The organism is Pseudomonas sp. O230, assembly GCF_045447035.1.
GTDB lineage: Bacteria > Pseudomonadota > Gammaproteobacteria > Pseudomonadales > Pseudomonadaceae > Aquipseudomonas.
Map to the genome: position 1 here is coordinate 628,084 of NZ_JBJGXN010000001.1, position 12,364 is coordinate 640,447.

Annotated in this window: 12 protein-coding genes and 1 pseudogene; 8 read left to right on the plus strand and 5 right to left on the minus strand. The window is 60.4% G+C overall.

Annotated elements, in window-relative coordinates:
* Positions 1–156 precede the first annotated feature (156 nt).
* The 3 genes from ACI77H_RS02975 to fdhA all read left to right on the plus strand — a co-directional run bounded on the left by ACI77H_RS02975 (position 157) and on the right by fdhA (position 3,166).
* Positions 157–789: a sarcosine oxidase subunit gamma gene (locus tag ACI77H_RS02975; protein WP_407010284.1), complete on the plus strand. Its 633-nt coding sequence runs from the start codon at positions 157–159 to the stop codon at positions 787–789.
* Between the two features lie 112 nt (positions 790–901).
* Positions 902–1,759, plus strand: a complete 858-nt coding sequence (purU, locus tag ACI77H_RS02980; protein WP_407010286.1) for a formyltetrahydrofolate deformylase — start codon at positions 902–904, stop codon at positions 1,757–1,759.
* Between the two features lie 207 nt (positions 1,760–1,966).
* The gene (gene fdhA, locus ACI77H_RS02985) at positions 1,967–3,166 is read left to right on the plus strand and encodes a formaldehyde dehydrogenase, glutathione-independent (protein ID WP_007947729.1); all 1,200 of its coding nucleotides are present in this window, start codon (positions 1,967–1,969) and stop codon (positions 3,164–3,166) included.
* Between the two features lie 223 nt (positions 3,167–3,389).
* Here fdhA and ACI77H_RS02990 read toward each other — a convergent pair whose 3' ends face one another.
* From ACI77H_RS02990 to ACI77H_RS03000, 3 genes are read right to left on the minus strand one after another with little or no spacing between them, the layout of a single operon-like run.
* Complete coding sequence (locus ACI77H_RS02990; protein ID WP_407010287.1) at positions 3,390–4,064, minus strand: anti-sigma factor domain-containing protein; 675 nt, start codon at positions 4,062–4,064, stop codon at positions 3,390–3,392.
* Positions 4,061–4,696: a sigma-70 family RNA polymerase sigma factor gene (locus ACI77H_RS02995; RefSeq protein WP_407010288.1), complete on the minus strand. Its 636-nt coding sequence runs from the start codon at positions 4,694–4,696 to the stop codon at positions 4,061–4,063. Before ACI77H_RS02995 ends, ACI77H_RS02990 begins: the two co-directional genes overlap by 4 nt.
* A gap of 54 nt (positions 4,697–4,750) precedes the next feature.
* Positions 4,751–5,341, minus strand: a complete 591-nt coding sequence (locus tag ACI77H_RS03000; protein WP_407010289.1) for a fasciclin domain-containing protein — start codon at positions 5,339–5,341, stop codon at positions 4,751–4,753.
* Between the two features lie 215 nt (positions 5,342–5,556).
* Here ACI77H_RS03000 and ACI77H_RS03005 point away from each other — a divergent pair, with 215 nt between their 5' ends.
* Positions 5,557–6,108, plus strand: coding sequence for a DUF2780 domain-containing protein (locus ACI77H_RS03005; protein ID WP_407010290.1), 552 nt, complete (start codon positions 5,557–5,559; stop codon positions 6,106–6,108).
* Between the two features lies 1 nt (position 6,109).
* Here the strand turns inward: ACI77H_RS03005 and ACI77H_RS03010 are convergent.
* Positions 6,110–6,997, minus strand: a pseudogene (locus tag ACI77H_RS03010) (acyltransferase).
* Between the two features lie 310 nt (positions 6,998–7,307).
* Here ACI77H_RS03010 and ACI77H_RS03015 point away from each other — a divergent pair.
* The 4 genes from ACI77H_RS03015 (at position 7,308) to creD (ending at position 11,486) form a co-directional block, all read left to right on the plus strand.
* Positions 7,308–7,811, plus strand: coding sequence for an ATP-dependent zinc protease (locus ACI77H_RS03015; RefSeq protein WP_017341175.1), 504 nt, complete (start codon positions 7,308–7,310; stop codon positions 7,809–7,811).
* 74 nt (positions 7,812–7,885) lie between these two features.
* Positions 7,886–8,566 (plus strand): two-component system response regulator CreB, encoded by a 681-nt coding sequence (gene creB, locus ACI77H_RS03020; RefSeq protein ID WP_407010291.1) that lies wholly within the window; start codon positions 7,886–7,888, stop codon positions 8,564–8,566.
* The gene (creC, locus tag ACI77H_RS03025; RefSeq protein ID WP_407010293.1) at positions 8,566–9,984 is read left to right on the plus strand and encodes a two-component system sensor histidine kinase CreC; all 1,419 of its coding nucleotides are present in this window, start codon (positions 8,566–8,568) and stop codon (positions 9,982–9,984) included. Before creB ends, creC begins: the two co-directional genes overlap by 1 nt.
* A gap of 131 nt (positions 9,985–10,115) precedes the next feature.
* Positions 10,116–11,486 (plus strand): cell envelope integrity protein CreD, encoded by a 1,371-nt coding sequence (creD, locus tag ACI77H_RS03030; RefSeq protein ID WP_407010295.1) that lies wholly within the window; start codon positions 10,116–10,118, stop codon positions 11,484–11,486.
* A gap of 169 nt (positions 11,487–11,655) precedes the next feature.
* Here creD and ACI77H_RS03035 read toward each other — a convergent pair whose 3' ends face one another.
* Complete coding sequence (locus ACI77H_RS03035) at positions 11,656–12,285, minus strand: glutathione S-transferase family protein (RefSeq protein ID WP_407010296.1); 630 nt, start codon at positions 12,283–12,285, stop codon at positions 11,656–11,658.
* Between the last annotated feature and the right edge of the window lie 79 nt (positions 12,286–12,364).

A 12,364-nucleotide genomic window follows, 5' to 3' on the forward strand; every position in this document is an offset into this window, starting at 1 on the left:
ATTCGCGAGCAAGCCCGCTCCCACAGGATCGAAGTCGCCAAGGGAATTTGAGTCAGGCATCAATCAATGTGGGAGTGGGCTTGCTCGCGAAGACGACAGCCCGGTCACCACAAGGGTTGAGACCAACCGCACAACAGAATTCAAGACAGGTGCTTTATGACCGCAGCCAATGTTTACCAACAACGCCCAACCACCGGGGCCAAGGCCGAGTCGTCGCTGCATCATGCCGACCTCGCCAGCCTGGTCGGCAAGGGCCGCAAAAACGCCGGCGTGATCGTGCGTGAGAAAAAACTCCTCGGCCACCTGACGATCCGTGGCGATGGCCACGATGCCGCATTCGCTGCTGGCGTGCACAAGGCCCTCGGCATCGAATTGCCGGGCGCTCTGAGCGTCATCGTCAAAGGTGAAACCAGCCTGCAATGGGTGGGGCCGGATGAGTGGCTGCTGATCGTGCCGACCGGCGAAGAGTTTGCCGCCGAGCAAAAACTCCGTGAAGCGCTGGGCGACCTGCATATTCAGATCGTCAACGTCAGCGGTGGCCAGCAAGTCCTCGAACTGAGCGGCCCGAACGTGCGCCAGGTGCTGATGAAATCCACCAGCTACGACGTTCACCCCAACAGCTTCCCGGTGGGCAAGGCCGTCGGCACCGTGTTTGCCAAGTCGCAACTGGTGATCCGCCACACCGCCGAAGACACCTGGGAACTGGTGATTCGCCGCAGCTTCTCGGATTACTGGTGGTTGTGGTTGCAGGATGCGGCGGCTGAGTACGGCCTTAGCGTCCAGGCTTGAGATTTTATCGCCGGCAAGCCGGCTCCTGCAGGGGCACCAAAACCCTGTAGGAGCCGGCTTGCCGGCGATCAACCGCGCAGCGGTTGCCCATAACAACAGGAGTCACCGCACTATGAGCCGCGCCCCAGACACATGGATTCTGACCGCCGACTGCCCAAGCGTTCTCGGCACCGTGGACGCGGTGACCCGCTTTCTGTTCGAGCAGGGCTGCTACGTTACCGAGCACCATTCGTTCGATGATCGGCTCTCGTCCCGTTTCTTCATTCGCGTGGAATTCCGTCAGCCCGACGGCTTCGACGAGCAAGCCTTCCGCGCCGGGCTGGCAGAGCGTGGCCAGGCCTTCGGCATGATCTTCGAACTGACCCCGCCGAACTACCGGCCGAAAGTGGTGATCATGGTCTCGAAGGCCGATCACTGCCTCAACGATTTGCTCTACCGCCAGCGCATCGGCCAATTGTCGATGGATGTCGCCGCCGTGGTTTCCAATCATCCGGACCTCAAGCCGTTGGCCGACTGGCACCAGATTCCGTATTACCACTTCCCGCTCGACCCGAACGACAAACCGTCGCAGGAACGTCAGGTGTTGCAGGTGATCGAAGAGTCCGGCGCCGAACTGGTGATCCTTGCGCGCTACATGCAGGTTTTGTCGCCGGAACTGTGCCGCAAACTCGATGGCAAGGCGATCAACATCCATCACTCCCTGCTGCCTGGTTTCAAAGGCGCCAAGCCGTATCACCAGGCCTATAACAAAGGCGTGAAACTGGTCGGCGCCACGGCGCACTACATCAACAACGACCTGGACGAAGGCCCGATCATCGCTCAGGGCGTAGAGGTCGTGGACCACAGTCATTACCCGGAAGACTTGATCGCCAAGGGGCGGGATATTGAAGGGCTGACGTTGGCGCGGGCGGTGGGATATCACATCGAAAGGCGCGTGTTTCTTAACGCGAACAGGACCGTCGTTCTTTAAATCGCCTTCGCGAGCAAGCCCGCTCCCACAGGGAATTTGTGTCTGCTCACAAATCCCGGTCACACCAAAGGTCAACTGTGGGAGCGGGCTTGCTCGCGAAGAGGCCCTGACAAACAACACAAGACACAAGCACTAACCCGAGCAATCAACGCGCCGCCGCTCCATGGCGACGCGACCGCTACATAAAAACAACAGCGAGGTGAAAGCATGTCTGGCAATCGTGGTGTGGTGTATCTCGGCAATGGCAAAGTCGAAATACAGAAAATCGACTATCCGAAAATGCAGGACCCGCGCGGCAGGAAGATTAACCACGCTGTCATCCTGCGTGTGGTTTCCACCAACATCTGTGGTTCCGATCAGCACATGGTGCGCGGTCGTACCACCGCCCAAACCGGCCTGGTCCTGGGGCACGAGATTACCGGTGAAGTGATCGAGAAGGGCAGCGACGTCGAGAACCTGCAGATTGGCGACCTGGTGTCCGTACCGTTTAACGTGGCGTGCGGGCGCTGCCGCTCCTGCAAGGAAATGCACACTGGTGTCTGCCTCAGCGTGAACCCGGCCCGTCCGGGCGGTGCTTACGGTTATGTCGACATGGGCGACTGGACCGGCGGCCAGGCTGAGTACGCGATGGTGCCGTACGCCGACTTCAACCTGCTGAAACTGCCGGACCGTGATCGCGCGATGGAGAAAATCCGCGACCTGACTTGCCTCTCCGACATCCTGCCGACCGGTTACCACGGCGCAGTGACCGCCGGCGTTGGCCCCGGCAGCACCGTGTACATCGCCGGCGCCGGCCCGGTCGGTCTGGCCGCTGCTGCTTCCGCTCGCCTGCTGGGCGCGGCAGTGGTGATCATCGGTGACGTCAACACCGTTCGCCTGGCACATGCCAAGGCGCAGGGTTTCGAAATTGCCGACCTGTCCCTGGACACCCCGCTGCACGAACAAATCGCCGCGCTGCTGGGCGAACCTGAAGTGGATTGCGCCGTCGACGCCGTAGGCTTCGAAGCACGCGGTCACGGCCATGACGGCGTGAAACACGAGGCTCCGGCCACCGTGCTCAACTCGCTGATGGGCGTGGTTCGGGTGGCCGGCAAAATCGGTATCCCTGGCCTCTACGTGACGGAAGATCCAGGTGCCGTGGATGCCGCCGCAAAAATGGGCAGCCTGAGCATTCGCTTCGGTCTGGGCTGGGCCAAATCCCACAGCTTCCACACCGGCCAGACGCCTGTGATGAAGTACAACCGCCAGTTGATGCAGGCGATCATGTGGGATCGCATTCACATTGCTGACATCGTCGGCGTGGAAGTCATCAGCCTGGATGACGCACCGCGTGGTTATGGCGAGTTCGATGCGGGCGTACCGAAGAAGTTTGTGATCGATCCGCACAAGCTGTTCAGCGCGGCGTAAGGCTTCACGCACAACAAAACGGCGACCCTCGGGTCGCCGTTTTTTAGGGTGCCTGCGCCGAACACGCATTCCTGTTTTCGGGTTCCAACGCCAAACATGCTTCTCTGTAGGCGCCGGTTTGCGGGCGATGCAGACAACTCTGTGCGCCAGATTCACCGCCACCGCCACCGCCACCGCCACCGCCACCGCCAGCAAGCCAGCTCCTGCAGGGTGCGGTGTGGGCTCAAAGCGCCGCCAGCGCACCTTGATAGAGAACCGGTCCGGTTGGTTGGCCAGTTGGCGAACCCCCCTTCGGTTCAAGACTCACCGCCAATGCAATCGGCTTGCCGATCAACGCCTTCTGCGCATCGCTCAGCTCGACCCGACCCTTGCCGCCCACCGGAATCACCCCAAGGGAAATCGGCTTGCCATCCGCCGGAATCGCCCACAACTCCAGACTTCGCCCCGGATCAACCGCTGCCAGCGTCAGCGCTTCAACGTTCAAATAATCCTCATGCGCTTCAACCTTCAGCGCAGGCTGCGCGTCGGCCGTCAGCAGCGTGGCGCTGTAACGCGCGCTGTCGCGGTTATAAATCACGCCCAACGTCACGGCGATCACCAGCGAGCAAACCGCCGCCGTCACTCGCAACCAACTCCAGAACCGACGTTTTTCCGGCATGTGCAGTACTTGCGGCTCAATCCGCGCCTTAATTCCCCGCCACACTCGTTCCGGCACCGGTTGCTCGGACAGCGCTTCGGTCAGGCTCGCGAGGCTTTCTTGCCAGTGAGCCAATTCAGCACGAAGCGCCGCGTCTTCCAGCAACAACTGTTCGAAACGCCGACGAGCAGCAAAAGGCATCAAGCCAATGGCGTAATCGGCGGCGAGGGCGCGGCGCAAGGTCGGGGTTTGATAGTTCATGATTCAAGGCACCTGCGCAGGCGCTCCATGCCACGGCGGATCCAGGATTTCACCGAGCCCAACGGCGCAGCCAGGTGTTCGGCGAGCTCAGAGCAGGACAATCCTTGAAAGTAAGCCACGGTAATCGCTTGACGCTGCATACCTTCAAGGCCTTCCAGGCAGCGGTTCAAGGCGTTGGCCTCACGGGCACTGCTGAGCTGTTCGTGGGCCGATGGGCTTTCATCCACCAGCGCCTGTTCTTCAAGGTCGCTTAACGGCCGGTCGCGGTGTTTGCGCAACTGATCGATGGCCTGATGACGGGTGATGTTGATCATCCAGGTCAGCGGCGCCGACAAATGCGCCTCATAGCGCGAGGCGTTGTTCCAGATGCGTACGAAGCTTTCCTGCAGCACTTCTTCAGCCAGATCTGGTCGCCCCATGAAACGCAGCGCTACGCCATGCAGCCGTGGGCCGACGCTGCGGTAAAGCGTCTCGAAAGCGCGGCGGTCACCCAGTGAACACTGGGCCAGAAGCTGCCTGAGCTGATCGGCGTCGGCGGTGGGAATAGCAGTTCTCCAGGCAATCGAGGCGGGCTGTGTGAGGTGCCGGTTGCAGGCAGAGGTTAGTTCACGGTGCGCAGTTGTTCCATTCATGGGCGGTCACCTCGGAAAACCGCCGACCCCGATGCGCAGGGTCGGCGGCATCCTTCAGCTTTTCGGCATCAGTACTTTGTCGATGACCTGAATGACACCGTTGGACTGGTACACGTCATAGGTGGTGATGTCAGCGACGTCACCTTTTTCATCCTTGATCGTGATGTTGTGCGGGCCGTTCATCATCGCCCACAGCTTGCCGCCGGCTACGGTGGTCAGTTCGGCTTTGCCGCCACCGGCCTTGATCTTCTCGGCCAGGGTCATCATGTCGAGTTTCCCGGCGACCACGTGGTAGGTGAGGACGTGAGTCAGGGTCGCCTTGTTGGCGGGTTTGAGCAGGGTATCGACAGTACCTTCTGGCAGCGCAGCGAAGGCCGAGTTGACCGGGGCGAACACGGTGAACGGGCCTTTGCCCTTGAGAGTGTCGACTAGGCCAGCGGCTTTCACGGCGGCGACGAGGGTGGTGTGGTCGGCGGAGTTCACCGCGTTATCGATGATGTCCTTGCTCGGCATCATGCTCTGGCCGCCGACGATGACCGCTTGGCTTGTGTCTGCTGCTTGTACGGTGTTCATGGCGAATCCGCCGCCAAGGGCCAGGGTCACCAGGCTGGCAATCAACGGCGTTTTGATCGAAGTGCATTTCATGGTGATGATCCTCGTGAAGGGAATCGGCCAAGAGTGTCTGTCCGTGCTTGATATACGCAGGCGGGGCGGGACTGGATGCAGCGTCGGTAAATTGTTTTTCGACTGTTCGTCAGGGGCTCGCCAAGGCTGGGAACAATCCCCTTGGACGCCAGTCCAAAACAGGATTTTTCGCCGCCCATTGCCGGGCGGTTTTCATGGCACATGAGGATGTCTGGATGAAGATTTCACGCGGTTTTGCACTGGCTTCGCTGATGTGTCTGGCGGCCAGTCCGGTCTTTGCTCAGTTCAGCCTGTTCGATGCGGCCAATGCCATCTCCGGCACGCAGGACGATGACGCCGCCGTAGCCGCGCCGACCTCGCAGACGGCCGGTCTGCTGAGTGCGCTTAGCCAATTGAACGTGACGCCACAACAAGCCATTGGCGGTGCCGGGGCGATGCTCGGTCTGGCGAAGAATCAATTGAGTTCGACCGACTACTCGGAATTGGCCAAAAGCGTGCCCGGAATCGACTTACTGTCGGGTGGCGGTGAACTGGGCGTCCTCAGCGGCTTGCTTGGCTCGTCCGGCAAAGCGGCAGGTCTGGACAACGTCTTGGGCAACGTGAATAACGCCAACGACCTGGGCAGTGCGTTCAACGCATTGGGCATGGACACGGGCATGATCGGCCTGTTTGCCCCCGTGCTTCTGCAATTTTTCGGTCAGCAGGGCGTCGGTGGGTCACTGCTGACAAGCCTGGGCGGGATCTGGGGCGCAGGCACTGGTACCTGATTCAGCGGTGCTCGGCGCGCAACGCGTCGATGCGCCGGTCCTTCTCGATCCAGAGCTGGTTGACCCAGTTCTGGACCGTTTCGCGAAATACCGGATCATTCTCGTAGTCGCCCTGCCACAGCGCGGGGTCGAGTTCGCGGGTCTTGATGTCGATGATGACCCTCGGCACGTTACCGCTGAGCAAATCCCAGAACCCCGGAATCGTTTGCTGCGGATACACCACCGTCACATCGAGGATGGCATCCAGTTGTTCGCCCATTGCCGCCAGTACAAACGCCACGCCGCCAGCCTTGGGCCTGAGCAGGTGGGTGAAGGGTGATTGCTGCCGGGCACGTTTCGCGGCGGTAAAGCGTGTGCCTTCCAGGTAATTGACCACCGTCACCGGCTGACGCTTGTACAACTCGCACGCCGCTTTAGTGATCTCCAGGTCCCTGCCGGCCAACTCAGGATGCTTTGCCAGGAATGCCTTGGTGTAGCGTTTCATGAACGGGTAATCCAGCGCCCACCACGCCAGGCCCAGGAACGGCACCCAGATCAGTTCTTTCTTGAGGAAGAATTTGAAGAACGGCGTGCGCCGGTTGAGCGTCTGGATCAGCGCGGGGATATCGACCCAGGATTGATGGTTGCTGATCACCAGGTACGAGGTGTCGACCCGCAGGTCAGCGCCGCCGCGAATGTCCCATTGCGTGGGGATGCACAGACGGAAAGTCAGCTTGTCGATCTCGGCCCAGGTTTAGGCGATCCACATCACCGCGTTCGAGGCGTGATCGCGCAAGCGCCCGGGCAGGACCAGTTTGAGCAGCGCAAACAGCATCAGCGGCCCGAAGAGGACCAGGGTATTGAGCAACAGCAGCAGGGTAACGAAACAGCCGGTGAGCAGGCGGCGCATAAGTAACTCTTGAAAGCGTTTGGGCGCGCCATGATAAGCAGCTTCGGGCGACAGGCCAAATCGGGGGTGACGAATGTTTCACCTATGTCTCGGTATATTTCGATGCCATTCAGATCAAATTGCTCCAGTGACTGTACTGGCCTCTTCGCGGGCAAGCCACGCTCCCACAGGTTTTTGTATCGCTCACAGAATTGCGATGCGACACAAAACCCTGTGGGAGCGGGCTTGCTCGCGAAAGATCTCAAGAACGAACGAATTGCTCACTGACGGTCTAAAATTCCGCTGCCCACTTTCCCAGGATGCCCCTTACGTGAAATCCCTCCTCGCACTGCTTTCCCTTGTGGCCCTGCCGGTCCTGGCTGCCGAGCCGACCCTGTACGGGCGCTACGAATACATTGCGCTGCCGGAAATCGGCGGTGAAGTCCTCAAGGCCAAAATGGACACCGGTGCCCTGACCGCATCGCTGTCGGCCAAGGACATCGAAACCTTCACCCGCGATGGCGATGAGTGGGTGCGTTTCCGCCTCGCCACCAAAGACGCGAGCAACAAGGTCTACGAGCACAAAGTCGCGCGGATCAGCAAGATCAAGACCCGCTCCGAAGAAGACGAGGATGAAGATGCCGCGGCGCCCACCAAGCGGCCAGTGGTCGATCTGGAACTGTGCCTGGGCAACGTCAAGCGCACGGTCGAGGTCAACCTGACCGACCGCAGCAGCTTCAACTACCCGCTGCTGATCGGCGCCAAAGCCCTGCGTGAATTCGGCGCCGCCGTGAACCCGGCGCGACGTTTTACGGCCGACAAACCCGACTGCTGATTTCAAGTGGTCTCATTGACGCGACGTGAGGCTTGGGGCACCGTTCGCCCACTTAACTGCCGGGCTCGGACGCCATGCCTCACATCCTGATTGTCGAAGACGAAGCGGCGATTGCCGACACCCTGATTTTCGCCTTGCAGGGCGAAGGGTTCACCACGACGTGGCTGAGCCTTGGCGCCGCTGCGCTGGAACATCAGCGCCAGACCCCGGCCGACCTGATCATTCTCGACATCGGCCTGCCGGACATCAGCGGCTTCGAAACCTGCAAGCAATTGCGGCGTTTCAGCGAAGTGCCGGTGATCTTCCTCAGTGCCCGCGATGCGGAAATCGATCGCGTCGTGGGCCTGGAAATCGGTGCCGATGATTATGTAGTCAAGCCGTTCAGCCCACGGGAAGTGGCCGCGCGGGTCCGGGCCATCCTCAAACGCATGGCGCCGCGTGCAGTGGCTGACGTCGGATCTGCGCTGTTTCGTATCGACAGTGAACGGGTACAGATCAGCTATCGAAACCAGTCGCTGAGCCTCACCCGCCACGAATTCCATCTGCTGCAATGCCTGTTGGAACAACCCGAACGCGTCTTCAGCCGCGAGCAGTTGCTGGATGCGCTGGGCGTCCCCGCCGACGCCGGGTACGAGCGCAGCATCGACAGCCACATCAAGAGCGTGCGCGCCAAATTGCGCCTGGTGAAGGCTGATGCCGAACCAATCCAGACCCATCGCGGCCTCGGTTACAGCTACAGTCCGGGGCACAGCTGATGCCATTGGGGATTCGGATTTTCCTGGTCTATGTGCTGTTCATCGGCCTGACCGGCTATTTCGTGCTCAGCACCGTGATGGAAGAAATCCGCCCCGGCGTGCGCCAGTCCACCGAAGAAACCCTGGTCGACACTGCCAACCTGATGGCCGAGATCCTGCGCGACGATTTCAAGGCCGGCACCCTCAACCAGAACCGCTGGCCCGAACTGCTCAAGGCCTATGGCGAGCGGCAACCGAAAGCGAGCATCTGGGGGCTGCCGAAAAATCAGGTCAACCATCGCATCTACGTGACGGACGCCAAAGGCATCGTGGTACTGGACTCCAGTGGCGCGGCTGTCGGTCAGGATTATTCGCGTTGGAACGACGTGTTACTGACTTTACGGGGCGAGTACGGCGCCCGTTCCAGTCGCAGCGATCCGAATGATCCCGGCTCTTCCGTGATGCACGTCGGTGCACCGATTCGCGACAACGGCCAGATCATCGGCGTGGTCACCGTGGCCAAGCCCAACAGCTCATTGCAACCGTATGTGGATCGTACAGAGCGGCGATTGCTCGCTTATGGCGCCGGGCTGATCGGCCTCGGTCTGCTGTTTGGCGCGCTGTTGTCGTGGTGGTTGAGCGCGGCGCTGCGGCGCTTGACCGCTTACGCGAAAGCCGTGAGTGAAGGCCGGCGGGTCGAGGTCCCGCATTATCGCGGCGGCGAACTGGAGCAACTGGCAACAGCGGTGGAGCAGATGCGCACCCAGCTCGAAGGCAAGGCGTACGTCGAGCGTTATGTGCACACATTGACTCATGAATTGAAGAGCCCGTTGGCGGCGATTCGCGGCGCGGCGGAGTTGCTGCAAGGGGAGATGCCGCTGGATCAACGGCAGCGATTCGTCAGCAACATCGATAGCGAAAGCGTGCGCATGCAGCAGTTGATCGAGCGGCTGCTGAACCTGGCGCAGGTTGAACAGCGCCAAGGGCTGGAAGAGAGGGTGGCTGTGTCGTTGGCGGGTTTGGTGGATGAACTGCTGAATGCGCAGGCCGCGCGAATCGAAGGTAAACGGTTATGCGTGGATCAGGCGATTCCAGCGGATCTGGCGATCACTGGCGAGCCGTTTTTGTTGCGTCAGGCACTGGGCAATCTGCTGGAAAATGCGTTGGATTTTACGCCGGCGAATGGCGCGCTGCGATTCAGCGCGAAGCCGATTGGGGAGCAGATTGAATTCAAACTGTTCAACCAGGCCGAGGCCATTCCCGACTACGCGTTGCCGCGATTGAGTGAGCGCTTCTATTCCTTGCCGCGTCCGGACAGCGGGCGCAAGAGCACTGGGTTGGGGCTTAACTTCGTGGAAGAAGTGGTCAAGTTACATGGCGGGACATTGAACATCGACAATGTCGAGGGTGGGGTTGAAGTGACTCTGCGCCTGCCTTAGAACCGAGTCGCGGCCAATCGCCGGCGTTCCGACGATGGGGCCGGCCCAGTCTCCACACACTCTCCATATTCCCTCCATAAACCCCACACACTCCGATCCCAGACTCTCCCCATCCAAACAGGGAGAGTCCCATGAACCGAAATCTGACCATTAAACTCGGGGCCATCGCCCTACTGATGCTGCTGTTGCTGATCCCGTTGCTGATGATCAACGGCGTGATCCAGGACAGACAACAACTGCGCGACGGTGTGCTCGAAGACATCGCGCGCAGTTCCAGCTACAGCCAGCGATTGAGCGGACCGCTGATGGTGGTGCCATATCGCAAAGTGGTGCGCAGCTGGAAACTCAACGAAAAAACCAACGAGCGTTACCAGGAGATCGGTGAAGAACGCGGCCGTTTATATTTCCTGCCGGAGCGTTTCGAACTCGACGGGCAGGTTCAGACCGAGCTGCGTGCGCGGGGCATTTACGAGGCGCGGCTGTTCCACGCTGACAACCGCATCAGCGGACACTTTTCGATCCCGGCGCAATTGGGCATCAAGGAAAACTTCGCTGATTACCAGTTCGATCAGCCGTTCCTCGCGGTCGGCATCAGCGACATTCGCGGCATCGAGAATGCGTTGAAACTGGAAGTCAATGACCTGCGCCTGGACTTCGTGCCGGGCAGCCAGGTGGGCTGGCTGGGCGAGGGCGTGCACGTGACGCTACCAGCACTGAACACCCTGCAAGCCACGGAGCTGGCTTTCGGTTTCGACCTGCGTTTGCAAGGCACCGGCCAACTGCAAATCCTCCCGGTGGGCAAGACCAGCAAAGTCTCGCTGGCCGCTAACTGGCCGCATCCGAGCTTCATCGGCAACTACCTGCCGGCCCAGCGCGAAGTCTCCGATCAGGGCTTCACCGCGAATTGGCAGACTTCGTTTTTCTCCACCAACCTGCAAGAAGCGCTGAGCAGTTGCGTGTCCGGCGGCGATTGTGAAGCGTTCAGCGGCCGCAGCTTTGGCGTGAGCTTCATCGACCCGGTGGACCAGTACCTGAAAAGCGACCGCGCGATCAAATACGCGCTGCTGTTCATCGTCCTGACCTTCGCCGGTTTCTTCCTTTTCGAAGTCCTGAAAAGCCTGGCGGTGCACCCGGTGCAATACGCGTTGGTGGGCGTGGCGCTGGCGTTTTTCTACCTGTTGTTGCTGTCGTTGTCCGAGCACATCGGTTTTGCCCTGGCGTATCTGTTGTCGGCGAGCGGTTGCGTGTTGCTGATTGGTTTTTATGTCTGTCACGTGCTGCGCAGTGTGCGTCACGGTTTGAGTTTTTCGGCAGGACTGGCGGCGCTGTATGGCTTGCTCTATGGCTTGTTGAGTGCCGAGGATTACGCGCTGTTGATGGGTTCGTTGCTGCTGTTCGGGTTGCTGGGCGTGTTCATGGTGCTGACCCGCAAACTGGACTGGTACGGGATCGGGCAGAAGGCAGCCAAGCCGCTGGAGTTTGATATCGGGGTGGTGAAATGAGCCGGTCGTTGGGTTTGCGCGAGGATCAGCGGGTGGGGGAGGGGTTGGCGACGCTGATTTTCGGGTTGTTTCCGGTTGATCCGGTGCGGTGCATTCGTCGCAGGGCCGCCCGGAGCAAGCTCGCTCCGGGCGGCCCTGCGACGAAGAGGCCCTGACAGTCAGCGAAAAACTAGACCTTAGGCATCGTCGCCACCATCGAAGGCCGCTGGCTCACCTCAAAATACCAGTCCGCCAACTTCGGATTGACCTCGCGCCATTGCAGATCCGGATGGCGCAGGTCGAGGTAACCCAACGCACACGCCACACTGATCGCCGCGACATCGAAATGGCTGGTCAGCTCGGCAATCGCATCCGCTTCAAGCAGCGCCAAGGCGCGGCGGATCTTGTCGCGCTGGCCGTCGAGCCATTCGTCCCAATGTTTTTCCGGGGCGCGCAAGGCGACTTCATAGCGCGTCAGCACTGCAGCGTCCATGATCCCGTCGGCCAGGGAGGCCAGGGTCAGACGCCGCCAGCGGGCCGAGCCTGCGCGTGGAATCAGCGGGTTGCCGACGTGTTGGTGGTCGAGGTAGTCGAGAATCACCCGGCTGTCGTGAATGACGTTGCCATCGGCTAGGCGCAAGGCCGGGATCTTGCTCAGTGGATTGTCATTGATAAGGGGCAAGTCCGGGGCGAGCGGCGTGAGCACGCAGTTTTGCAGGGCAACGCGGTCTTGCTGACCGGTCTCGTGCAGCAGCACCATGACTTTGCGAACGAAAGGTGACAGCGGGTTGTGGTAGAGGGTCATGCTCGGGGCGGACATGGCAGCGTCTCGGTCGGTGGACAGTGTCGGCAGCATAGCGTGTTGGTCCGACAGCTCAAGTGGCTTTGTTGGCGGTCCA

What these genes read in the sequence shown, in the direction of transcription:
- ACI77H_RS03035 (WP_407010296.1), bottom strand. Translation starts at nt 12,285, where the DNA reads ATGTCCGCCCCGAGCATGACCCTCTACCACAACCCGCTGTCACCTTTC.
- purU (WP_407010286.1), top strand. Translation starts at nt 902, where the DNA reads ATGAGCCGCGCCCCAGACACATGGATTCTGACCGCCGACTGCCCAAGC.
- creB (WP_407010291.1), top strand. Translation starts at nt 7,886, where the DNA reads ATGCCTCACATCCTGATTGTCGAAGACGAAGCGGCGATTGCCGACACC.
- creC (WP_407010293.1), top strand. Translation starts at nt 8,566, where the DNA reads ATGCCATTGGGGATTCGGATTTTCCTGGTCTATGTGCTGTTCATCGGC.
- creD (WP_407010295.1), top strand. Translation starts at nt 10,116, where the DNA reads ATGAACCGAAATCTGACCATTAAACTCGGGGCCATCGCCCTACTGATG.
- ACI77H_RS02995 (WP_407010288.1), bottom strand. Translation starts at nt 4,696, where the DNA reads ATGAATGGAACAACTGCGCACCGTGAACTAACCTCTGCCTGCAACCGG.
- ACI77H_RS03000 (WP_407010289.1), bottom strand. Translation starts at nt 5,341, where the DNA reads ATGAAATGCACTTCGATCAAAACGCCGTTGATTGCCAGCCTGGTGACC.
- fdhA (WP_007947729.1), top strand. Translation starts at nt 1,967, where the DNA reads ATGTCTGGCAATCGTGGTGTGGTGTATCTCGGCAATGGCAAAGTCGAA.
- ACI77H_RS02990 (WP_407010287.1), bottom strand. Translation starts at nt 4,064, where the DNA reads ATGAACTATCAAACCCCGACCTTGCGCCGCGCCCTCGCCGCCGATTAC.
- ACI77H_RS02975 (WP_407010284.1), top strand. Translation starts at nt 157, where the DNA reads ATGACCGCAGCCAATGTTTACCAACAACGCCCAACCACCGGGGCCAAG.
- ACI77H_RS03005 (WP_407010290.1), top strand. Translation starts at nt 5,557, where the DNA reads ATGAAGATTTCACGCGGTTTTGCACTGGCTTCGCTGATGTGTCTGGCG.